25 protein-coding genes and 1 riboswitch are annotated in these 22,758 nt (G+C 54.2%); of the genes, 22 read left to right on the plus strand and 3 right to left on the minus strand.

Annotated features, from left to right (window positions below; all coding sequences use genetic code 11):
* Positions 1-170: 170 nt before the first annotated feature.
* The 22 genes from pocR (at position 171) to ldtA (ending at position 19,222) form a co-directional block, all read left to right on the plus strand.
* Positions 171-1,082, plus strand: coding sequence for a transcriptional regulator PocR (pocR, locus tag OGX67_RS25490; RefSeq protein ID WP_003030260.1), 912 nt, complete (start codon positions 171-173; stop codon positions 1,080-1,082).
* Between the two features lie 332 nt (positions 1,083-1,414).
* Positions 1,415-1,589, plus strand: a riboswitch (cobalamin riboswitch).
* A gap of 88 nt (positions 1,590-1,677) precedes the next feature.
* Positions 1,678-3,057 carry a cobyrinic acid a,c-diamide synthase CobB gene (locus OGX67_RS25495; RefSeq protein ID WP_257651086.1) on the plus strand — a complete coding sequence of 460 codons (1,380 nt, stop codon included), beginning with the start codon at positions 1,678-1,680 and terminating at the stop codon, positions 3,055-3,057.
* Entirely contained in the window at positions 3,054-4,013 is a 960-nt protein-coding gene (cbiB, locus tag OGX67_RS25500) for an adenosylcobinamide-phosphate synthase CbiB (protein ID WP_003839024.1), read from the plus strand. The genes OGX67_RS25495 and cbiB overlap by 4 nt, the downstream gene beginning before the upstream one ends.
* A gap of 10 nt (positions 4,014-4,023) precedes the next feature.
* Positions 4,024-4,656 (plus strand): cobalt-precorrin-8 methylmutase, encoded by a 633-nt coding sequence (locus OGX67_RS25505; protein WP_103014232.1) that lies wholly within the window; start codon positions 4,024-4,026, stop codon positions 4,654-4,656.
* Positions 4,653-5,789, plus strand: coding sequence for a cobalt-precorrin-5B (C(1))-methyltransferase CbiD (gene cbiD / locus OGX67_RS25510; protein ID WP_003030269.1), 1,137 nt, complete (start codon positions 4,653-4,655; stop codon positions 5,787-5,789). Before OGX67_RS25505 ends, cbiD begins: the two co-directional genes overlap by 4 nt.
* Positions 5,783-6,388, plus strand: coding sequence for a cobalt-precorrin-7 (C(5))-methyltransferase (locus tag OGX67_RS25515; protein ID WP_003030270.1), 606 nt, complete (start codon positions 5,783-5,785; stop codon positions 6,386-6,388). Before cbiD ends, OGX67_RS25515 begins: the two co-directional genes overlap by 7 nt.
* Complete coding sequence (locus OGX67_RS25520; protein ID WP_003030273.1) at positions 6,378-6,947, plus strand: decarboxylating cobalt-precorrin-6B (C(15))-methyltransferase; 570 nt, start codon at positions 6,378-6,380, stop codon at positions 6,945-6,947. The genes OGX67_RS25515 and OGX67_RS25520 overlap by 11 nt, the downstream gene beginning before the upstream one ends.
* Entirely contained in the window at positions 6,940-7,713 is a 774-nt protein-coding gene (locus OGX67_RS25525) for a cobalt-precorrin-4 methyltransferase (RefSeq protein WP_003030275.1), read from the plus strand. Before OGX67_RS25520 ends, OGX67_RS25525 begins: the two co-directional genes overlap by 8 nt.
* Complete coding sequence (gene cbiG, locus OGX67_RS25530) at positions 7,694-8,749, plus strand: cobalt-precorrin 5A hydrolase (RefSeq protein ID WP_003030276.1); 1,056 nt, start codon at positions 7,694-7,696, stop codon at positions 8,747-8,749. Before OGX67_RS25525 ends, cbiG begins: the two co-directional genes overlap by 20 nt.
* Positions 8,749-9,474, plus strand: a complete 726-nt coding sequence (locus OGX67_RS25535; protein ID WP_003030278.1) for a precorrin-3B C(17)-methyltransferase — start codon at positions 8,749-8,751, stop codon at positions 9,472-9,474. The genes cbiG and OGX67_RS25535 overlap by 1 nt, the downstream gene beginning before the upstream one ends.
* Entirely contained in the window at positions 9,471-10,256 is a 786-nt protein-coding gene (locus OGX67_RS25540; RefSeq protein ID WP_048217360.1) for a cobalt-precorrin-6A reductase, read from the plus strand. Before OGX67_RS25535 ends, OGX67_RS25540 begins: the two co-directional genes overlap by 4 nt.
* Positions 10,257-10,266: 10 nt before the next feature.
* Positions 10,267-11,061 carry a sirohydrochlorin cobaltochelatase gene (gene cbiK, locus OGX67_RS25545; protein ID WP_220393199.1) on the plus strand — a complete coding sequence of 265 codons (795 nt, stop codon included), beginning with the start codon at positions 10,267-10,269 and terminating at the stop codon, positions 11,059-11,061.
* A complete protein-coding gene (locus tag OGX67_RS25550) occupies positions 11,058-11,771 on the plus strand; it encodes a cobalt-factor II C(20)-methyltransferase (RefSeq protein ID WP_003030285.1) in 714 nt (237 codons plus the stop codon). Before cbiK ends, OGX67_RS25550 begins: the two co-directional genes overlap by 4 nt.
* The gene (cbiM, locus tag OGX67_RS25555) at positions 11,768-12,505 is read left to right on the plus strand and encodes a cobalt ECF transporter S component CbiM (protein WP_003834098.1); all 738 of its coding nucleotides are present in this window, start codon (positions 11,768-11,770) and stop codon (positions 12,503-12,505) included. Before OGX67_RS25550 ends, cbiM begins: the two co-directional genes overlap by 4 nt.
* Before the next feature lie 2 nt (positions 12,506-12,507).
* Positions 12,508-12,789 carry an energy-coupling factor ABC transporter substrate-binding protein gene (locus OGX67_RS25560; protein WP_003030289.1) on the plus strand — a complete coding sequence of 94 codons (282 nt, stop codon included), beginning with the start codon at positions 12,508-12,510 and terminating at the stop codon, positions 12,787-12,789.
* Positions 12,776-13,453, plus strand: a complete 678-nt coding sequence (locus OGX67_RS25565) for an energy-coupling factor ABC transporter transmembrane protein (RefSeq protein WP_257651206.1) — start codon at positions 12,776-12,778, stop codon at positions 13,451-13,453. Before OGX67_RS25560 ends, OGX67_RS25565 begins: the two co-directional genes overlap by 14 nt.
* 8 nt (positions 13,454-13,461) lie before the next feature.
* A complete protein-coding gene (locus OGX67_RS25570; protein WP_003839037.1) occupies positions 13,462-14,277 on the plus strand; it encodes an energy-coupling factor ABC transporter ATP-binding protein in 816 nt (271 codons plus the stop codon).
* Positions 14,274-15,794: a cobyric acid synthase gene (locus OGX67_RS25575; RefSeq protein ID WP_003844229.1), complete on the plus strand. Its 1,521-nt coding sequence runs from the start codon at positions 14,274-14,276 to the stop codon at positions 15,792-15,794. Before OGX67_RS25570 ends, OGX67_RS25575 begins: the two co-directional genes overlap by 4 nt.
* A complete protein-coding gene (cobU, locus tag OGX67_RS25580; RefSeq protein WP_003030294.1) occupies positions 15,791-16,336 on the plus strand; it encodes a bifunctional adenosylcobinamide kinase/adenosylcobinamide-phosphate guanylyltransferase in 546 nt (181 codons plus the stop codon). The genes OGX67_RS25575 and cobU overlap by 4 nt, the downstream gene beginning before the upstream one ends.
* Positions 16,333-17,076, plus strand: a complete 744-nt coding sequence (gene cobS, locus OGX67_RS25585; protein WP_003844226.1) for an adenosylcobinamide-GDP ribazoletransferase — start codon at positions 16,333-16,335, stop codon at positions 17,074-17,076. Before cobU ends, cobS begins: the two co-directional genes overlap by 4 nt.
* Positions 17,077-17,100: 24 nt before the next feature.
* The gene (gene cobT, locus OGX67_RS25590) at positions 17,101-18,165 is read left to right on the plus strand and encodes a nicotinate-nucleotide--dimethylbenzimidazole phosphoribosyltransferase (protein ID WP_257651087.1); all 1,065 of its coding nucleotides are present in this window, start codon (positions 17,101-17,103) and stop codon (positions 18,163-18,165) included.
* Between the two features lie 127 nt (positions 18,166-18,292).
* On the plus strand, positions 18,293-19,222 hold the full coding sequence (ldtA, locus tag OGX67_RS25595) for a L,D-transpeptidase (RefSeq protein WP_061548894.1): 930 nt from the start codon (positions 18,293-18,295) through the stop codon (positions 19,220-19,222).
* Positions 19,223-19,246: 24 nt separating this feature from the next.
* Here the strand turns inward: ldtA and OGX67_RS25600 are convergent, their stop codons facing one another.
* Genes OGX67_RS25600 through OGX67_RS25610 form a run of 3 tightly spaced genes read right to left on the minus strand, consistent with a single transcriptional unit; the run spans position 19,247 to position 22,650 of the window.
* Positions 19,247-19,930, minus strand: a complete 684-nt coding sequence (locus OGX67_RS25600; protein WP_003030299.1) for an ABC transporter ATP-binding protein — start codon at positions 19,928-19,930, stop codon at positions 19,247-19,249.
* Between the two features lie 10 nt (positions 19,931-19,940).
* On the minus strand, positions 19,941-21,629 hold the full coding sequence (locus OGX67_RS25605; RefSeq protein ID WP_003844223.1) for an ABC transporter permease: 1,689 nt from the start codon (positions 21,627-21,629) through the stop codon (positions 19,941-19,943).
* The gene (locus OGX67_RS25610) at positions 21,613-22,650 is read right to left on the minus strand and encodes an extracellular solute-binding protein (protein ID WP_003030303.1); all 1,038 of its coding nucleotides are present in this window, start codon (positions 22,648-22,650) and stop codon (positions 21,613-21,615) included. The genes OGX67_RS25605 and OGX67_RS25610 overlap by 17 nt, the downstream gene beginning before the upstream one ends.
* Between the last annotated feature and the right edge of the window lie 108 nt (positions 22,651-22,758).

Below are 22,758 nucleotides of genomic sequence, written 5' to 3' on the forward strand. Positions count from 1 at the left end.
AACTGTTTTCGTGATCCGGTTTCCTGAACGGCTTAAAAAGTCTCCCAAGAATGGGAGACTTTTGTTATGTTCAATGCTGACTTTCATCAGAGCGCTGGATCGCGAGATGAAAATGAATGTGTGAATAATATGTTTTATTTATAACAATAAATTAACTGAGAGGTTTTATCATGATTTCTGCGAGTGCCCTGAACTCAGAACTCATTAATAAAATCGCACAGGATTTTGCACAGGCCACCAGTCTGGCTGTTGTGGTTGTCAATATTCACGGTGATGAAATTTCTGAGCTTTTTAATTTCACTCCTTTTTGTCAGTTGATGCGCCAGCATCCTCAGCATAGTACGCGTTGTCGTATGAGCGACCGCTGTGGCGGGTTGGAAGCCTCTAAGTCCGATCAGCCCTGCATTTATCGCTGCCATGCCGGGCTTACCGATTTCTCAATTCCGCTGGTCATCGCGGGACACCTGGTAGGGTTTGTGCTTTGTGGACAAGTACGCTTAAGTAACGATGTAGGCCTCGTTGATATTCTGAACGTCGATGACCGCTGGCAAGCCGATCCAGAGCTGGTCAACGAGTTCCGTAATGTACCTGAGATGGACTATTCTCGTGTCATTGCCTCAGCGGATTTACTCAAGCTCATCGTCGAAAATTGCCTTAAGAAACAACTCAATTTTGTTGTTATCAAGGATAACCCGCAGCAATCAGAACCGGTACGCGCTAACCGCAGTACCAATCCGCATGACAGTAAAATGAAAAAAGCCCTGCGCTATATTGATGCGCATTTATCAGACGAGCTGCGTCTGGAAGATGTTGCCTCTCATGTTTTCCTTAGCCCGTACTATTTCAGTAAATTGTTCAAAAAATATCAGGGTATCGGTTTTAACGCATGGGTAAACCAACAGAGAATGGCAAGTGCCAAAGAGCTGCTTTGCCACAGTGACTGGAGCATAGCCAGCATTGCGCGTAATTTAGGCTTTTCGCAAACCAGCTATTTTTGCAAAGTGTTCCGTCAAACGTATCAGGTTACGCCGCAGGCATTTCGCCAGCAAATTAATGTCATTTCACGCGGAGAGTCCGCTTAAATAGCAATATTTTGCTATTGCCGATTTTTGATATGTGGTGCTATGCCCGTCATTATAAAATGAAAAATAATGACAGCTGCCAATAAATTGTCATAGCGCAACAAAATAATGGTATTAGAGGGATAAACTGCACCAGTTTTTATTTTTGTGATGAGATACAGTGTCTGTGTGAATGACTTTCTTTATTCTTAGCTGATACTTTCATTCAAAAAGTGAACGTATGAATATGTGGGAAAAGGCCAGGAAATTGGCTGAATGAATTCGGAAAGATATTAAACTGAATTATTGTCATGAGGTCGTGAATTTACCTCATAACAGAGAGCTTAATTAACCAGGCTCTTGAACTGACAGGTTTGCCACATTTGTGGTAGGGAAGGGGGTGAGAATCCCCCGCAGCCCCCGCTGCTGTGATGCTGACGACCCCGTATGGACCACTGATCGCAAGATTGGGAAGGACGGGTGAGGATGACGCTAAGCCAGAAGACCTGCCTGTCAGTGACTACCAACAACTTCGGTGGGAAGTGGGTGGTTCAGATGCATACAGTCGAGAGACTGGGTATCTCTACACCCCTACCACCCTGAACAGGATCAGGGTATGGCGGCCAATTTTCACGCATTTGTTCTTGCAGGTACCGGAAGCGGCTGTGGTAAAACCACGGTGACGCTGGGCTTGTTGAACTTGTTGAAAAAACGCGGTTTGCGCGTCCAGCCTTGCAAAGTGGGTCCTGATTACCTTGATACCGGCTGGCATACAGCGGTATGCGGTACTGCTTCCCGCAATCTTGATAGCTTTATGCTTCCCGTCCCCACGCTGAACGCTCTATTCAACGAGCAGATGCGACATGCGGATATCGCCGTTATTGAAGGTGTGATGGGGTTGTATGACGGCTATGGTACCGACCCAAACTACTGCAGCACCGCCGCGATGGCTAAACAGTTAGGCTGTCCGGTCATCTTACTGGTTGATGGCAAAGCCGTTTCCACCTCAATCGCCGCAACGGTAATGGGTTTTCAGCATTTTGATCCCACCCTGAACATCGCTGGTGTTATTGTTAATCGGGTTAACAGCGAAACGCATTACCAGTTACTGAAAGTCGCAATCGAACGTTACTGCGATGTACCCGTCTTAGGTTACGTACCCCGTATGGATGGGGTTGCCCTTCCCGAACGACATTTGGGTTTAGTCACCGCACGTGAGTCGGTTATCAATCAGCAACCGTGGCAGGAGTTTGCTGCCACGCTGGAGCAAACCCTTGATATTGACGCACTGCTGACATTAAGCCAGTCAACCAATCTTCCTGCTGGCGAATGGCCCGCGCTGCCTGCCGCAGATGCTGGAGCAGGGCTAACGCTTGCAATTGCCGATGACGAAGCCTTCAACTTCTACTACCCGGACAACATTACGTTGCTGGAACGTACGGGGCTTAATATTGTTCGTTTTAGCCCGTTGCACGACACCTGCTTACCCGACTGTCAGATGATCTGGTTAGGTGGCGGATATCCTGAGCTACACGCTGCGGCGCTGGCTCGCAATGTCTCGATGCTGAAGCAACTGCGAGCGGCACATCAACGTGGCGTCGCGATTTACGCAGAGTGTGGGGGGCTGATGTATCTCGGCAGTTCGCTTGAGGACAGTAACGGAGATACCTGGCTGATGGCGGATATCATTCCCGGCCACAGCAAAATGGGAAAACGTCTGACCCGATTTGGCTACTGCGAAGCGCAGGCCGCACAGCAAACATTGTTAGCAGCAGAAGGGGAAGTGCTGCGCGGGCATGAATTCCACTATTCTGATTTTACCCCTGAAACGCCAGCGGTGATGAACTGTCGCAAAGTGCGCGATGGTAAAACGCTGCAAGCCTGGTCTGGCGGCTGGCAGGTCGGAAACACCTTCGCCAGCTATCTACACGTTCATTTTGCACAACGTCCGCAGATGCTTAACCACTGGCTGACAGCCGCGAGGAGCGCGCTATGACGATCCTTGCGTGGTGTGTTGCCTGGCTGCTTGATTTTATCATCGGCGATCCGCAGAACTGGCCGCATCCGGTGCGCTGGATTGGCAATCTGATTTCTGCAGTGCAGCGAATTATTCGGCGTTATTGTCATAGCGACCGTGCGCTGCGCATTGGTGGCGCGGTGATGTGGATTGTGGTGGTTGGTTTGACCTGGGCTGCGTCCTGGGGCGTGCTGGTACTGGCAAAATCTGTTCATCCCTGGTTGGGTTGGGTGGTAGAGGTATGGATGATCTTTACCGTGCTGGCCGGGCGATGCCTGGCGAATGCCGCACAGGATGTAGAACGTCCTCTACGGGCCGGAGACCTTGCCGCGAGTCGGGAAAAACTGTCGTGGATAGTGGGGCGTGATACCTCGCAACTGCAACCGCAACAGATCAATCGCGCGGTGGTGGAAACCGTGGCTGAAAACACCGTCGACGGCATTATCGCGCCACTGTTCTTTCTCCTTCTCGGCGGTGCACCCCTGGCGATGGCCTACAAAGCGGTAAACACCCTTGACTCCATGGTGGGCTACAAACATGAAAAATACCGCGCTATCGGTATGGTCAGCGCGCGTCTGGACGATGTCGCGAACTTTATTCCTGCAAGACTGAGCTGGCTGCTGCTGGGCGTGGCGGCATTTTTATGCCGTAAAGACGGCTCGCGAGCTTTACAGATTGGCTGGCGCGATCGCTACAACCACAGCAGCCCAAACTGTGCGTGGTCAGAGGCATCCGTAGCCGGGGCATTAGGCATTCGTCTGGGTGGTCCTAATGACTACTTTGGCGAGCGCGTTGAGAAACCGTGGATCGGTGATGCACAACGCGACATTTCGGTAGACGACATTTCCCATACGATTCGACTGATGTGGGTGGCATCGACGCTGGCACTGGCGCTGTTTATTGCGCTGCGGTGGCTGTGGGCCGGTGTAGCCTGAGGACAACATAATGCAATATATCCAGCAACCCCAGGCGATTGAAGCCAAAAGTTTCGACATTATTGGCGAGATCATCCGTGAAACCCGTCCGGACTATCGGTTTGCCAGTCCGTTACATGAAGCCATTATCAAGCGGGTCATTCACACGACGGCAGATTTCGACTGGCTGGACATTCTGTGGTTTTCCAGTGATGTGCTGGAGCAGTTTTGTGCGGCGCTTAGCCGTTCGAGCGTGATTTATACCGACACCACGATGGCGCTTTCCGGGATCAATAAAACGCTGCTGGCAAAATTCGGCGGTGAATGCCGCTGTTACATCAGTGACCCGCGGGTTGTGCGTACGGCAAAAGAGCAGGGTATTACCCGGTCCATGGCTGCTGTCGACATTGCGGTGAAGGAAGAGGGAGAAAAGCTGTTTGTCTTTGGCAACGCGCCGACAGCGCTGTTTCGCCTGCTTGAGCATGATGTCGCTGTCAGCGGTGTGGTTGGCGTACCGGTCGGGTTCGTTGGTGCAGAAGAGTCGAAAGATGCCTTGACCCAAAGCAATTTGCCCGCCATTGCCGCGTTAGGCCGTAAAGGGGGGAGTAATGTCGCTGCCGCTATCGTCAACGCCATGCTTTATCACATGCAGGGGGCGCGATGAGCGAGGCCTTCGATACGCCGGTGTGGCACAACGGTAAAGCGCTGCGTAAAGGATATACCACGGGATCGTGCGCCACGGCGGCGGCAAAAGTGGCAGCGTTGATGGTATTGCGCCAACACCTCATCCATCAGGTTTCCATTGTCACGCCTTCCGGGGTGACGTTGTGCCTGAACGTTGAGTCGCCGCATATCGAAGGGCAGCAGGCGATAGCTGCCATCCGCAAAGACGGTGGTGATGATGTGGACGCCACCCACGGCATGCTGATTTTTGCCCGCGTGACGTTAGACGATAGTGGCGTGATTGCCTTACAGGGCGGTGAAGGGGTCGGTACGGTAACCCGCAAAGGGATTGGCCTACCGGTCGGCAGTTCGGCGATTAACCGTACACCTCGCCAGACCATTGAATCTGCCGTCCGCGAAGCGATTGGCCCAAATCGCGGGGCGCAGATTGAAATCTTCGCGCCAGAAGGCGAAGAACGGGCGCAAAAAACCTACAACTCCCGCCTTGGCATTCTGGGCGGCATTTCGATTATCGGCACCACGGGTATTGTCACGCCGATGTCGGAAGAGAGCTGGAAACGTTCGCTGTCGCTGGAGCTGGAAATTAAGCGGGCGGCTGGGCTGGAGCGTGTCGTACTGGTGCCGGGAAACCACGGCGAGCGTTTTGTGCGCGAGCAGATGGGTATCGACACCCAGGTTGTGGTCACCATGAGCAACTTTGTCGGCTACATGATTGAAGAAGCCGTACGTCTTGGATTCCGGCAAATCGTACTGGTGGGACACCCCGGTAAGCTCGTCAAAATCGCGGCGGGGATCTTCCACACCCATAGCCATATTGCCGATGCCCGTATGGAAACGCTGGTGGCCCACCTCGCATTACTTGGCGCACCGCTGGAACTGCTGACGCTGGTCAGCGAGTGCGATACCACCGAAGCGGCGATGGAGCATATCGACGCATACGGTTTCCAGCACATTTATGACCATCTGGCTCAGCGCATTTGTATGCGTGTTCTGCAAACATTGCGCTTTACCAAAAATCCACCGACCTGCGATGCCATCATGTTTTCCTTTGATAATCAGGTTCTTGGCAGTAATCGTCCGGTCGCAGAAATTGCTGAGGAGATGCAATGTTAACCGTTGTAGGGATGGGCCCCGCCGGTTTGCATTTGATGACGCCTGCGGCACGTGAAGCGGTCGCGGCGGCGGATGTTCTGGTCGGTGGAAAGCGGCATTTGCAGCAATTCCCGGATTTTGCCGGTGAACAGTTTGCTCTTGGCGCCAATATCCCGGAACTTCTGAGCTGGATTAGCGCGCACCAGGAGAAGCATGTTGTGGTACTGGCATCTGGCGATCCGCTGTTTTACGGCATCGGGACGCGCATGGTGGCGCATTTTGGTATTGAGAATGTGCGGATTATTCCCGGCATTAGTGCGGTGCAGTACCTGTGTGCGCAGTCCGGTATTGATATGAACGATATGTGGCTGACCAGTAGCCATGGCCGCAGCGTCTGTTTTGATGAGCTGGCGCGACATAACAAGGTAGCGATGGTGACTGATGCGCTGTGTGGCCCGCGTGAAATCGCGCAGCAGCTCATTGCCCGAGGCAAGGGGCATCGCTGGATGGTGATTGGCGAAAACCTGGCGATGGAAAACGAAAAGATCCATTTCCTGCCTGTGCGTGAAGTTAACGCCGACTATGACATGAATGCAGTGGTGATCCTCGATGAAAGATGAGCTGTTTCTGCGTGGAGAGAAAGTGCCTATGACCAAAGAAGCGGTACGCGCACTTGCCCTCTCAAAACTTGAATTACACCGCGCCAGTCACCTGATTGATATAGGCGCCGGAACCGGCAGCGTGTCGATAGAGGCGGCGTTGCAATATCCCGGATTACGTGTAACGGCCATCGAACGTAACCCGGCGGCGCTCAGGTTGTTGGATGAAAACCGCCAGCATTTTGCCTGCGCAAATATCGATATTTTTCCCGGCGTTGCTCCCATGACTATCGCGGAAAAAGCCGATGCCATTTTTATGGGCGGCAGCGGTGGTCATCTGACCGACCTGATTGACTGGTCGATGCGTCAATTGCATCCCGCAGGGCGTTTGGTGATGACATTTATCCTCCAGGAAAACCTCAACACCGCGCTAACACATCTGGACCATCTTGGCGTACAGGGAGTGGATTGCCTGCAGCTACAGGTTTCCTCGCTTACCGCGCTTGGCAGTGGTCACTATTTTAAACCGAATAACCCCGTATTTGTTATCGCCTGTCAGAAGGAAGGAAACCATGTCTGAGATTTTTGATCCCCGTAGCGTGTGGTTTGTTGGCGCAGGTCCTGGAGATCGCGAGCTGATTACCCTCAAAGGTTACCGGTTGCTGCAACAGGCGCAGGTTGTTATCTACGCCGGATCGCTGATTAACACCGAACTGCTGGAGTATTGCCCTGCCGGTGCTGAATGTCACGACAGTGCCGAACTGCATCTGGAGCAGATCCTTGATCTGATGGAAGCCGGAGTGAAAGCGGGTAAGACCGTCGTGCGTCTGCAAACCGGCGATGTCTCGTTGTATGGTTCCGTGCGCGAGCAGGGCGAGGAGCTGACCAAACGCGGGATTGACTGGCAGGTGGTGCCCGGCGTCAGCGCGTTCCTCGGCGCGGCGGCGGAGCTGGGTGTTGAGTATACCGTGCCCGAAGTGTCACAGAGCCTGATCATTACGCGCCTGGAAGGCCGCACCCCGGTACCAGAGCGTGAACAGCTGGAGTCTTTTGCCAGCCACCAGACATCAATGGCGATATATCTTTCCGTCCAGCGTATTCATCGGGTGGCTGAGCGTCTGATTGAAGGCGGCTATCCGGCGACCACGCCCGTAGCGGTGATCTATAAAGCGACCTGGCCGGAAAGCCAGACCGTACGCGGGACCCTGGCGGATATTGGCGACAAGGTTCGCGATGCTGGCATCCGTAAAACGGCCCTTATTCTGGTCGGTAATTTCCTGGGCTCGGAGTATCACTACTCCAAACTCTATGCGGCGGACTTTAGCCATGAATACCGTAAAGCCTGAGTCAATTGCGCTTTTTTGCCTGACTCCTGGCGGCGTTGTGCTGGCGAAACGTCTGGCAGCTATGCTGCCGGTTACCTGTTTTACCAGTGAAAAGCTGCTGGAGGAGGGGTTTATTCCCTTCGAAAACGGCTTTGCGAATACCGCTCGCGAAGCGTTTACGAATTATTCGGCGCTGATTTTTATCGGGGCGACCGGCATTGCGGTGCGCGTACTGGCCCCGCTGGTCAACGACAAGTTTTGCGATCCGGCGGTGGTGGTCATTGATGAACGTGCCCAGCATGTCATCAGCCTGCTCTCCGGTCATGCGGGCGGTGCTAATGCGTTGGCTCGTTACCTGGCGGGCATGTTGGGTGCCGACCCGGTTATCACCACCGCGACGGATGTGAACGATATGGCGGCACTGGATACGCTGGCATTTCAACTGAATGCCCGAATGAGTGATTTCCGTTCGGCGGTGAAGATCGTCAATCAGATGTTGGTCAGCAATAAGCGGGTTGGGCTGTGGTGGGATGACGAACTGACGCAGGATGTCAGCCATTGCGACCGGCGCGGATTTATTACGGTCACCGATCTCAACCAGCTCCCTGAACTGGATGCTTTGGTGTGCATCACCTTACGCACCAATTTACCTGAGCTGCCTGTTCCGCACTGGAAGCTGGTGCCGCAGCGGGTTGTGGCCGGAATTGGTTGTCGCCGTGATACGCCGTTCCCGCTGCTGGCTGCGCTGCTTGCCCGCCAACTCGAAGCCCAACAGCTCGATCCGCTGGCGCTAAAAGCGATTGGCAGCATCACGCTGAAAAAAGATGAACAGGGACTTATCCAACTGGCTTCATGCTGCCGCGTTCCTTTCGAAACCTTTACTGCTGACGCGCTGCGTGAGCATGAGCACCGTTTTCCGGCCTCATCGTTTGTCCGCAAAACGGTGGGTACAGGAAGCGTTTCTGGTCCTGCAGCCTGGCTGTTGAGCCACGGACAACTGTTAGGCGAGACCCTGCGAGAACAGGGCGTCACTATCACTTTGGGAGTTTCACACTGATGTTAAGCGTAATTGGAATTGGCCCTGGCTCGCAGGCAATGATGACCATGGAAGCCGTTGAAGCACTGCAGGCAGCGGAAATCATCGTTGGCTATAAAACCTACACCCATCTGGTAAAAGCGTTCACAGGCGACAAGCAGGTGATCAAAACCGGGATGTGCAAAGAGATTGAACGCTGTCAGGCGGCGATCGAACTGGCGCAGGCGGGGCACAACGTGGCGCTGATCAGCAGCGGTGACGCGGGGATTTACGGTATGGCCGGGCTGGTGCTCGAGCTGGTCAGTAAGCAAAAGCTGGACGTTGAGGTCAGGCTAATCCCAGGGATGACCGCCAGCATTGCCGCCGCCTCTTTGCTGGGGGCACCGTTGATGCACGATTTCTGCCACATCAGCTTAAGCGATCTGTTAACGCCGTGGCCGGTTATCGAAAAACGCATCGTTGCCGCTGGTGAAGCCGATTTTGTTATCTGTTTCTACAACCCGCGCAGTCGGGGTCGCGAAGGTCATCTGGCGCGCGCATTTGAGTTGTTATCTGCCAGCAAGAGCGCACAAACGCCGGTTGGTATTGTGAAGTCAGCCGGACGTAAAAAGCAGGAAAAATGGCTGACCACGCTGGGTGAAATGGACTTTGAGCCGGTTGATATGACCAGTCTTGTGATCGTGGGCAATAAAACAACCTATGTTCAGGACGGCCTGATGATCACGCCACGAGGTTATGTGCTGTGAATTATGGTGATGTGCTGGTCATGGGCGGCACCAGCGACGCGCGCATGCTGTGCCAGCAACTGGATGCAGCAAACGTGGCCTACACCCTGTCCGTTGCGACCCCGACGGGAAAGCAGCTGGCGGGAGACATCAAAGGCCAGGTGCGCTGCGGGCGTCTGGAACGCGAGCAAATGATTGCCTGGCTGCAGGAAAATCAGACGCGCTGGGTGATCGATGCCTCGCATCCGTACGCCGAGGTGGTGAGTCGCAACATTATGAATGCCTGCGAAGCGGCGGGCGTACTGCTGAGCCGCTACCAGCGCCCTGAGCAGTTGAGCGGATTAACTCACCCGCAGCTTTATACCGTACAAAGTATTCCGCAAGCCTGTGAGGTGGCGCGACGCTTCGGCGATCGCGTGCTGCTGACGACCGGTAGTAAAGATCTGGCCACCTGGCGCGAAGGGTTGCCTGAAAAAACGCTGCTGGCGCGTGTTCTGCCTGTTCCTGAGGTCATTCAGCAATGCGCGGATCTGGGATTTGGCGTCGGTGAAATCTTCGCACTGTGTGGGCCGTTTAGCGCCGAGTTCAACGCCGCGTTTTATCGCCAGTGTCAGGCTGATGTGGTGATCACTAAGGCTTCAGGCGCTGAAGGTGGTTATCAGGAAAAAGTTCAACCCTGTCTGGATGCCGGTATCCCCTGCATCGTGATTACACGTCCGGCACCGTTGGTGACGGGAGACGAGTTACTGGAAAGTCAGGCCGCCTTTGCGGCGCGTTTAACGCGCTGGCTGGCCGCGGCTTAAGGAGTTAGAGATGAAAAAGGCGCTTCTGGTGGTCAGCTTTGGCACCAGCTATCACGACACCTGTGAAAAAAATATTGTGGCCTGTGAGCGCGATCTCGCAGCCAGTTGCCCTGATCGCGACCTGTTCCGGGCGTTTACCTCCGGGATGATTATCCGCAAGCTCAAGCAGCGTGACGGCATTGAAATCGACACACCGCTGCAGGCGCTGCAAAAACTGGCGGAGCAGGGGTATCAGGATGTGGCTATTCAGTCGCTGCACATTATCAATGGCGACGAATACGAAAAAATTGTCCGCGAAGTGCAAAGTATGCGTCCGCTGTTTTCACGCCTGACGTTGGGTGTACCGCTACTGAGCAGCCATAAAGATTACGCCCAGCTGATGCTGGCGCTGCAACAGCAAATGCCGACGCTTAGAGAAAATGAAAAAGTGGTGTTTATGGGACACGGTGCCAGCCATCATGCCTTTGCCGCCTATGCCTGTCTCGACCATATGATGACGGCGCAGCGCTTTCCGGCGCGGGTTGGGGCGGTGGAAAGCTATCCGGAAGTGGATGTGCTGATTGAAAGTTTATCTCAGGAAGGGGTGACGGCGGTGCATCTGATGCCGTTGATGTTAGTTGCTGGTGACCATGCCATTAATGATATGGCCTCTGACGAAGATGATTCGTGGAAAACATTGTTCAATGCGGCCGGGATAACGGCTACGCCGTGGCTCAGCGGACTGGGGGAAAACCCGGCGGTTCGCGCCATGTTCGTGGCACATTTACAGCAGGCGCTTAATGTGGCGCTGGAGGAAGCAGCATGAGCGGGAAACTGTACGCATTAAGCACCGGACCTGGCGCTTCCGATCTGATCACCGTACGTGCTGCACGTACGCTGGGCATGCTGGATATTCTCTATGCGCCTGCCGGGCGTAAAGGCGGCGATAGCCTGGCGCTGTCGATTGTGCGGGAGTATATCGGCGAGCAGACCGAGGTTCGCTGCTGCCATTTTCCCATGAGTGCCGACAGCGCGGAAAAAGAGGCCGTCTGGGATGAGGTTGCAACCGCGCTGGTTCAGGAAGTCGAAGCTGGAAAAAAAGTAGGCTTCATTACGCTCGGCGACGCCATGCTGTTCAGTACCTGGGTCTTTTTACTGCAGCGCATTGGTTCGCCTGACTGGTTAGAAATCGTCCCGGGCGTGACTTCTTTCGCTGCGATTGCCGCGCGTTCGAAAACCCCGCTCGCCATGGAGCAACAATCGCTGGCAGTGGTCTCCTGTACCGCGCCGGAAGCTGAAATTCAGCAGGCGTTAAAGCAGCATGACAGTCTGGTGTTGATGAAAGTGTACGGTCGTTTTGCGCGTATCAAAGCACTGCTGCAACAAGAGGGTTTGTTGGACTGCGCATTAATGATGTCTGAAGCCACGCTGCCAGGTGAACAGTGCTGGCGTCATCTCGATGAGGTGAGCGACGATCAGCCGCTGCCTTATTTCTCGACCATTCTGGTCAATAAACAGTGGGAGTATGCACAATGAAGCTTGAACAACAGCTAAAACAGCTGTCTTTCAGCGGGTTGGCTGCGGCGCTATTACTGATGATTGTTCCTGAGCAAGCGTTCGCCATGCACATTATGGAAGGTTTTCTGCCGCCGATGTGGGCGCTGGCATGGTGGCTGCTGTTTTTACCCTGCCTGTGGTACGGGCTGGTGCGCTTGCGCCAAATCGTGCAGGAAGATAACCACCAGAAAGTTTTACTGGCACTGTGCGGCGCCTTTATTTTTGTGCTGTCGGCGCTGAAAATTCCTTCCGTTACCGGAAGTTGTTCACACCCTACCGGCGTAGGCCTGGCGGTTATCCTGTTTGGACCTGGCGTAGTGGCCATCCTCGGGGCGATCGTTCTGCTGTTCCAGGCACTGCTGCTGGCACACGGTGGTTTAACGACGCTCGGCGCGAACGGCATGTCGATGGCGGTAATTGGCCCGGTAGTGGGTTACATGGTGTGGAAAATGGCCTGCCGTGCAGGGCTGCGTCGTGACGTTTGCGTCTTCTTGTGCGCGATGCTGGCGGATCTCGTCACCTATTTCGTGACGTCGGTACAGCTGGGCGTCGCGTTCCCGGATCCCTCTGCTGGCGCTACCGGTTCAATCATTAAGTTCATGGGGATTTTCTGTCTGACGCAGATCCCAATCGCGATTGCGGAAGGGTTACTCACCGTGCTGATTTACGATCAGCTAACCAAACGCCAGTTAATAACCGCACAAGGACATTAACGATGAAAAAGACGCTGATTATATTGGGCATGGTAGTGGCGCTGGTGATCCTGCCGTTCTTTATCAACCACGGTGGAGAGTACGGCGGTTCAGACGGTGAGGCTGAGAGTCAGATTCAGGCTATTGCCCCGCATTATGAACCCTGGTTCCAGCCGCTGTATGAACCGGCAAGCGGTGAAATTGAAAGTCTGCTGTTTACACTTCAGGGCTCGCTGGGTGCAGCCGTGATTTTCTATATCCTGGGTTATACCAAGGGCAGGCAACGCCGTGATGACCGGGCTTGACAGGTTTAGCTATCAAAGTCGTTGGGTTCATGTCTCGCCAGTGCGGAAATTTCTGCTCTGGCTGGTGATGATGATTCTGGCGTTTACTCTGCCCCCGTTGGGGCAGGGTATTGAGCTGTTATTGATTGCCGCGCTGAGCTGCTGGCTGCTGCGTATTTCCTTCTGGCGCTGGTGCCGTTGGATGGCATTACCGTTTGGTTTTCTGGCGGTTGGCGTAGTGACCATCCTGTTTAGCATCAGCCGCGATCCACAGACGCTGTTGGCCAGCATACCTGTGGGTAGTTACTGGTTGGGGATCAGCGCACCAGGTCTGGTGACAGCGAATGAAACATTCTGGCGCAGCCTTGCAGCGCTGGCGGCAACCTTCTGGCTGGTACTGAATCTGCCGTTTCCGCAATTAATTATCCTACTCAAACGCGCGCACGTTCCTCGCCTGCTAACTGAGCAGATCCTGCTGACCTGGCGGTTTATTTTTATTCTGTTAGACGAGGCGCTGGCTATTCACCGCGCACAAACGCTGCGTTTTGGTTATCGTAGCTTGCCGTTGGGCTACCGCTCTCTGGCAATGCTGGTGGGATTGCTGTTCACCCGCGTGTTGATCCGCTACCAGCAAATGACCACCACACTGGATATCAAACTTTATCAGGGTGATTTTCACCTGTAAGGAAAAGTATGCTTGCCACCTCAGCGCTTTGGTTTCGCTATCAGGATGACCCGATCCTCAAAGGGCTAACGCTGGATTTTTCTACGCATGCCGTCACCGGGTTGGTAGGCGCTAATGGTTGCGGGAAATCCACGCTGTTTATGAACCTGAGTGGCTTATTGCGCCCGCAGCAAGGGGCGGTGATGTGGCAAGGCAAACCGCTGGATTACAGCAAACGCGGCCTGCTGGCGCTGCGTCAACAGGTGGCAACGGTATTTCAGGACCCAGATCAGCAAATCTTTTATACCGATATCGACAGCGATATCGCCTTTAGCTTGCGCAATCTCGGGGTGGATGAGGCTGAAATCGCCCGACGCGTGGAAGATGCACTTACGCTGGTCGACGCCCAGCATTTTCGCCATCAGCCCATTCAGTGTTTAAGCCATGGGCAAAAAAAACGCGTAGCGATAGCCGGGGCGTTGGTGTTGCAGGCGCAGTATCTGCTGCTGGATGAACCTACTGCGGGCCTCGACCCGTCAGGCCGCACGCAGATGATTGAGATTATCAAACGCATCGTAGCGCAAGGAAACCATGTCGTAATTTCAAGCCATGATATCGATCTTATCTATGAAGTCAGCGATGCGGTGTACGTTTTACGCCGGGGCGAAGTACTCACGCACGGCACGCCAGGCGACGTTTTCGCCCGTACGGATCTTATTGAACAAGCGGGATTAACTCAGCCCTGGCTGGTGAAGCTGCATACCGAGTTGGGCTTCCCGCTGTGTAAAACAGAGGCTGAATTTTTTAGCTGTATGCGAGAGAACGCACTGAAGGAGGCGTCATGACGCAGGCAATAATGTTGCAGGGAACGGCATCTGATGTGGGTAAAAGCGTATTGGTCGCCGGGCTGTGTCGTATTTTTTATCAGGATGGACTGCATACCGCACCGTTCAAATCGCAGAACATGGCGCTGAACTCTGGCATTACGCCAGAGGGAAAAGAAATGGGCCGCGCGCAAATTTTTCAGGCTGAAGCCGCAGGTATTACGCCAGATGTGCGTATGAACCCGGTTCTGCTTAAACCGACCAGCGATCGCAAAGCGCAGGTAGTGCTGATGGGCAAAGTAGCGACTGATATGGACGCGGTGAGTTACCACGAGTACAAACCACGTCTGCGGGAACAGATCCTGTCAGTTTATAACAGCCTGGCGCAGGAGTTCGATGTGCTGGTGCTGGAAGGTGCGGGGAGCCCGGCAGAGATTAACCTGCGCGATCGCGATATCGTCAATATGGGCATGGCAGAAATGGCGCAGTGCCCCGTCGTTTTGGTGGCGGATATCGATCGTGGTGGGGTGTTCGCCTCCATTTACGGCACGCTGGCGCTGTTGCACGATCACGAACGCGCACGCGTAAAAGGGGTGATCATCAATAAGTTTCGCGGTGATGTGACGCTGCTGCACTCCGGTATCGAGCAAATTGAAGCGCTGACCGGTGTTCCGGTGCTGGGCGTGATGCCATGGCTGGATGTTGATCTGGAAGATGAAGATGGCGTTGCGCTGCAAAAGGGCAAGTATTTGCGCACTGATAAACGCGACATCGACATCGCCGTTGTGCAAATACCGCACATTTCTAACTTTACGGATTTCAATGCGCTTGCTGCGCAGCCGGATGTGCGTGTGCGCTATGTTCGCCAGCCTGAAGAGCTGGCGGGGGCCGATCTGGTGATTTTGCCCGGCAGCAAAAATACGCTGGGCGATCTGGTGTGGCTGCGTGAAAGCGGGATGGCGCATGGTGTCGTGCAATTGCATCGTAATAACGTACCGGTGGTGGGGATTTGCGGCGGTTATCAAATGCTCGGCGATACCATCATTGATGAAGTGGAGTCAGGACTCGGTACGCTGCCGGGGCTGGGCTTGCTCAATACTGTCACCCATTTTGCTCAGCACAAAACCACGACCCTGGTTGAGGGGCAAATGTCCTCATCGCTGCCTGACTGGCTGGCGGGCACGGCGGGGTTATCCGTTCGCGGTTATGAAATTCATATGGGTGAAACAGCATTAACCGATGAATGTCAGTCGGTGATGACGTTGCACAAAGACGGCGGCAACGTTGTTGACGGCGCGGTCACTGCGGATGGTCTGGCGTTCGGCACCTATCTTCACGGTCTTTTCGACAGCGATGATTTCACCCGTGCGTTGGTCAATGGCCTGCGAGAACGTAAAGGGTTAGCTCCGCTGGATTCCACCTTCCATTACGCGCAATATAAATCGCAGCAGTTTGATCTGCTGGCGGATGCGATGCGGCAACACATCGATATTGAGAAAATTTATACCATCATGCAGCAACACCGGGAGCCAGTATGATGATTCTGGTTACTGGCGGCGCGCGAAGCGGTAAGAGTCGGCATGCGGAAGCGCTGATCGCTGATTCCCCAAACGTTTTGTATATTGCGACTTCGCAGATTTTTGATGAGGAGATGGCTGCGCGAATTCAGCATCATCGCGATGGACGTCCTGCGCACTGGCGTACAGCCGAACGTTGGCAACATCTTGATGAACTGATCACGGCAGCGAACGATCCTCAGGAAGCCATTCTGCTTGAATGCATCACTACGATGGTGACCAACCTGCTGTTTGCTCTGGGCGGTGACAGCGATCCGGATAGCTGGGATTACGCGGCGATGGAGCAGTCTATCGAAGGTGAAATCCGTTCGCTGATTGCAGCCTGTCAGCGCTGCCCGGCAAAGATCGTGTTGGTCACTAACGAAGTGGGAATGGGGATTGTGCCGGAGAACCGTCTGGCGCGGCATTTTCGTGATATTGCAGGACGCGTGAACCAGCGACTGGCGGCGGCGGCTGATGAGGTCTGGCTGGTGGTATCAGGAATTGGAGTCAAAATTAAATGAGTAAATTGTTCTGGGCAATGCTCTCTTTTATCAGTCGCTTGCCCGTTCCTGCTCGCTGGTCGCAAGGACTGGATTTCGAGCATTATTCCCGCGGTATTGTGATGTTCCCCCTGATTGGCGTCGTGTTGGGAGGGTTGACGGGGCTGGTCTTCATGGCGCTCCAGACTTGGTGCGGTATACCGTTGGCCGCTCTTTTTGCGGTGCTGACGCTGGCGTTATTGACCGGGGGATTTCATCTGGATGGTCTGGCGGATACCTGTGACGGCATTTTTTCGGCGCGCCGACGCGAGCGGATGCTGGAAATCATGCGCGACAGTCGTCTGGGAACCCACGGTGGACTGGCGTTAATTTTCGTTTTACTGGCGAAGGTGCTGGTGGTGAGCGAACTGGCTTTGCGTGGCACGCCGATGCTGGCTGCGCTGGCGGCGGCATGTGTCGCCGGGCGAGGAACGGCGGTGTTGCTGATGTATCGGCATCGCTATGCCCGCGAAGAAGGACTGGGCAACGTTTTTATTGGTAAAGTCACCGGGCGTCAAACCTGCGTTACGTTGGGATTGGCGGCGATCCTTGCCGCCGTGCTGCTTCCCGGCATGCGCGGCGTGGCAGCGCTGGTTGTCACAATGGTGGCGATTTTTATTCTTGGGCAGTTATTAAAACGCACGTTGGGTGGGCAAACCGGCGATACGCTGGGCGCTGCCATTGAACTTGGCGAGTTGATTTTCTTGCTGGCTCTGCTCTGAGTCAGCCCACATACTGGAACCCTTATGCAGACTTTAACCTCTTTACTCCGCGCGATCCCATTACCTGACAGTGCCGCGATGCTGCGCGCGCAGCAGCATATCGACGGCTTGCTTAAGCCGCCGGGAAGTTTGGGGCGACTCGAATCTCTCGCCGTGCAATTGGCCGGGATGCCAGGCTTGAAGGGTGTGCCGCATGTGAATGGCAAAGCGATGCTGGTGATGTGCGCCGATCACGGCGTGTGGGATGAAGGGGTTGCCGTTTCACCTAAAGTTGTCACGGCTATACAGGCTGCCAATATGACGCGTGGAACGACCGGCGTCTGCGTCCTCGCCGCTCAGGCGGGGGCGAAGGTCCATGTGATAGATGTGGGGATTGATGCTGAACCTATTCCCGGCGTGGTGAATATGCGCGTGGCACGCGGCTGCGGCAATATAGCCGAAGGCCCGGCAATGAGCCATTCGCAGGCCGCGGAGCTGTTGCTGGAAGTCATTCGCTATACCCATGAACTGGCCAAAGACGGCGTAACGCTGTTTGGTGTCGGTGAGCTTGGTATGGCAAATACTACACCTGCGGCGGCCATTGTTAGCGTGCTTACCGGCAGTGATGCTGAGGAAGTCGTGGGTATTGGCGCTAACCTTCCTCTTTCTCGGGTGGGGAATAAGGTAGACGTTGTGCGTCGGGCAATTGCCGTCAATCAGCCGGATCGCCATGACGGTGTCGATGTGCTGGCTAAAGTTGGTGGGTTCGATCTTGTCGGCATGGCAGGGGTAATGTTGGGGGCGGCCTCCTGCGGCCTGCCGGTCGTGCTGGATGGTTTTCTTTCTTATTCCGCTGCGCTGGCGGCCTGCCAGATTGCACCACAAATTAAACCCTACCTAATCCCGTCACATTTCTCCGCTGAGAAGGGCGCCCGTACCGCGTTGGCGCATCTTGAATTGGATCCGTATCTGAATATGGGGATGCGTTTGGGCGAAGGCAGTGGGGCCGCGTTGGCGATGCCAATTGTTGAGGCTGCTTGTGCGATGTACAACAATATGGGGCAGTTAGCCGCCAGTAACATCGAGCTTCCGGATGGTAAGGAAGCGTAGTTACCGCTCAACCTGAACCTCGCCTGTTGGCGAGGTTTTTTTATGCGCAAATATGTCGTAACCCACTAAAACAGATAATAAAAGCTATAATTAACGGATATCTGCTGCGACGAAGGAAAGGAAAAAGATGCGTCGTGTAAAACTGCTTTGTTCACTCATTATGCTGCTTGCGAGTCAGGGCGCGCAGGCGGTGAGTTATCCATTGCCGCCAGAGGGCAGTCGCCTGGTGGGTAGCCCTTTGACTGTTACGGTTCCACCAGGAAATACCAAGCCGCTGGAAGCATTTGCCGCTCAGTACGGGCAGGGGTTGAGCAATATGCTTGAAGCCAATCCGGGCGTCGATGTTTTTCTGCCTAAATCGGGTTCAACGCTGGTTGTGCCGCAGCAACTGATATTACCGGATACCGTACGCGAGGGGATTGTCATCAACGTCGCCGAGATGCGGCTTTACTATTATCCTGCTGGCAGCAATACGGTTGAGGTTTTACCCATTGGCATTGGTCAGGCGGGTAGAGAAACGCCGCGCAACTGGGTGACGGCGGTAGAGCGTAAGCAGGAAGCACCAAGCTGGACACCGACGCCAAATACCCGACGCGAATACGCCGCTCGCGGGGAAAGCTTGCCAGCATTTGTTCCTGCCGGGCCAGAAAATCCGATGGGCCTGTATGCAATTTATATCGGCAGGCTTTATGCCATTCACGGGACAAATGCCAATTTCGGTATTGGTCTGCGGGTAAGCCAGGGGTGTATCCGTTTGCGGAATGACGACATCAAGTACCTGTTTGATACGGTGCCTGTAGGGACCCGTGTACAATTAATTGACCGACCGGTGAAATACAGCGAAGAGCCGGACGGTAGTCGTTGGGTGGAAGTGCATGAGCCGCTGTCGCGAAACCGTTCGGAATACGAGTCTGACAGAAAGGTACCTTTGCCAGTCACTCCCGCTCTGCGTACCTTTATCAGCGGGAATGACGTGGATGTGAGCCGTGGGAACCAGGCACTGGAAAGACGTTCCGGTATGCCGGTGAACATCAGCCTGGTACAGAAACATTATTAATTTTCAGGGCGACCCCGGTGACCTTCAGGTCGGATGGGTCGCTTTTTTTATTTGATACTGCCCCATTTTTACCACGCCAATATGGTCTGCCATTAGTTGAGCTTCGTGTTCACTGTGGGTAACTAACAGCGCCGTTTGCCCGGCTGCGCGCAAAATATCCCGTACCTCGTTGCCAAGACGTTCACGTGTGCGCTTATCAAGGCTGGAGAAGGGTTCATCGAGCAACAGGATTTCCGGATGTGGCGCCAACGCACGCGCAAGGGCGATACGCTGTTGTTGCCCGCCTGAAAGCTCATGCGGATAGCGGTTGGCATGGCTGTGTAACTCCACCATTTTCAGCAGCTCAGTCACTCTGGCCTGTTGTTCCTCACGCGGCATGCGACGCAATCCAAAGGCCACATTTTGCTGCGCGGTCAGATGGGGGAATAACGCATATTCCTGGAAGACCATGCCGACATGACGTTTTTCCGGTGGCAGATGAATGCCGGGACCGGCAACACGGCGCTGTGACACATAGATCTCTCCGTTTTGCAGGCGTTCAAATCCGGCAACTGCGCGTAGCACCGTGGTTTTCCCGCAGCCTGAAGCGCCCAGCAGACAGGCGATTTCACCTTTATGTACCGACATTGAAAATCCGCTCAGTACCGATTGCTGGCTGTTGCCATAAGTAACGTGTACATCCTGGAGTCGTAATGCAATTTCTGACATTGTTGCTCTCTTAACCACGGCGAGTCATTTGATGACGCACCAACAAAATAACCGGTAGCGTGCCAGCTAACACAATCATTAGCGCGGCGATAGCACCTTCTTCATAGGTTCCACGGGCGGCTTCCGCATACAACAATGTTGCCAGCGTTTCGAAATTGACCGGGCGCAAAAGCAACGTTGTTGGCAGTTCTTTCATGGCATCGGCAAAAACCAGCAGGGCACTGCTGACTAACGCTGGACGCAGCAGGGGAAAATGGACCCGTGCAAACGTCCCCGCGCCATTCTCACCCAACAGACGAGACGCCTGTTCCAGCGAGGGGGGGATACGGCCCAGACCAGAATCCAGTGCGCCAATGGCAATCGCCTGGAATCGCATGGCACAACAAATTACCAGCAGGATCCCGGCGGACATCAGCGGCAGACCACGAACATCCAGTAAATCGGCCAGCCAGCGGTCGACCGCCATGGCGGGTGTCAAAAAACCAATTGCCAGAATTGTGCCGGGGACCGCATAGCCTAAAGAAGCCAGACGCATCACGCCGCGACGAAATCCTGGCATGGCGTTGTCGGCGGCGCTATGACGCGCGCTCCAGGCCACTAACATACTGACGCAAACCACCACCAGCGTGGTTCCTGCCGCCAGCGATAGCGTATTTTGTAATGCTGACAGTAACGAAGAGGAAAGCGGATTTTCATCACCTATGCGTTTGGCGCTTTCCCACATTAAAAACAGAACCGGAGCCAGAAAACCCAGCAGGACAGGCAGTGAAATAACGCCACCGAGCAGCCAGCCACGCCAGCCCTGCACGCGCGTAGGTTGAATTTCCCGCAGGCTGCGACTGCTGAATCCTTGTTTTCTGCGACCATAAAATTCCAGCGTCAGAATAAGGAATATAAACATCAGCATCATGCAGGCAATTTGTGCCGCGGCAGATAAATCAGAACGCGAGATCCATGTGGTGTACACGGTAACGGTTAACGTCTGTACCCCGAGAAACTCCGATGCGCCGATATCGTTGAGCGTTTCCAGTAGTGCCAGGCTGATCCCAACGGCCAGTGCCGGACGGGCCATGGGCAATGCAACACGAAAGAAGGTTCCGGTCGCGCTGCATCCCAGTGTGCGTGCGGCTTCCAGTAAATGGGCCGGTTGGCTAATAAACATGGCGCGGGTTGTCAGATACACGTATGGGTAAAGCACTAATCCGAGTAGGATGATTGCGCCGGAAAGTGAGCGCAAATCTGGCAGACGGAACTGTCTTGGGCTGTCAAAACCCAGTAAAAAACGGATAAAGGTTTGCAGGGGGCCAATCGGATGCAGCAGATCGAGCCACGCAAAGGCCACAATGTAGGTCGGCATCGCCAGCGGCAACAGTAACGCCCAGCTAAGTATTTTACGTCCAGGGAAATCCCATGCCGTTACCGCCCATGCGCTGCCTACGCCAATCACGCCGACCATCACCGCGACACCGGCTAATAACAGCACGGTATTTTTTAGTGCGGCAGGTAGTACATACGTCAGGAGATTATCCCAGTGAGATAAATCGGCCTGGGTAGCCTGCCAAATCAGCGCAATGATCGGTGTCAGAACGCCAAGCGCTACGCACAGTGCGCCAAGATGTAGCGGCGTCAATAATGACTGCGGCCCGGAAACCAGGCCGCGTAACGTCGGAAACTGCAGAGGTTTATTGATCGAATCCAACTTTATCTACCAGCAGACTAGCTTGTTTACGATATTTAACGATTTCGGTTAATGGTGTTTTATCGACGTCGATTTCGCCAATAGTTGCGTTGATAACCGGGTCAAGCGTCACGCCTTTCAGTACCGGGTATTCGAAGTTCGCTTTCGCATATTGCTGCTGGGCAGGTGCGGAAACCAGATATTCCATCAGCTTAACGGCATCGGCTTTATTTGGCGCATAGCGGGCTACAGCTGCACCACTGATGTTGACGTGTGTACCGCCATTTTCAAAGGTAGGTTTAACGACTTTAATTGCATCGCCCCATTGACGCGCATCGCTGCCTTCTTTGGCATTTTTCATATGGCCGACGTAATAGGAGTTGGCGAGACCAATATCGCAAATGCCGCCGAGGATATCGCGAGCAACATCGCGATCGCCACCAGTAGCTTTACGCGCCAGGTTAGCTTTCACACCGCGCAGCCATTCTTCGGTCTTTGCTTCGCCGTGATGAGCAATCATTGCGGCGATCAGCGCCGTGTTATACGGGTGCTGTCCGGAACGAATACAGACTTTACCTTTGTACTCAGGGCTGGCGAGTTGTTCGTAATGCCAGTTATCGATTGGCAGTGACTTCTCGGCATACAGCACGCGGGCACGCATCGACAGCGCAAACCACTGATTATCTGCACCGCGCAGATTAGCTGGAATAGCGGTTTTCAGTGCTTCTGACTCTACTGGCTGAGTTACACCCGCTTCCACTAAATCAATGAGATTACCGGCATCGACGGTCATCAGCAGGTCGGCAGGTGAATTTTTACCTTCAGCTTTAACGCGCTCAAGCATACCGTCCTTGATATAGACCGTACTGACTTTGATGCCGCTGGTTTTGGTCCAGCTATCAAGTAAAGGCTGGATCAGACCCGGTTCGCGGGTTGTATAGAGCGTTAACGTTTCCTGAGCGAAAGCCGGTAGGCTAACTGAGAAGACCAGGGAAGAGGCAAGTGTGATACGGCGCAGTCCGGCGCGAGGCAGAGAATTCATCGTTTATATCCCAGAGTAATTGGAACGTACAGTGAACCGAGCGAGGGCTCGTTCCTTTGGCTCGCGTACAATAAATGATAATCACTAGCACTTACAATAATTGCAAAG

The organism is Citrobacter sp. Cf118 (assembly GCF_030334095.1).
Taxonomy (GTDB): Bacteria; Pseudomonadota; Gammaproteobacteria; order Enterobacterales; family Enterobacteriaceae; genus Citrobacter; species Citrobacter freundii.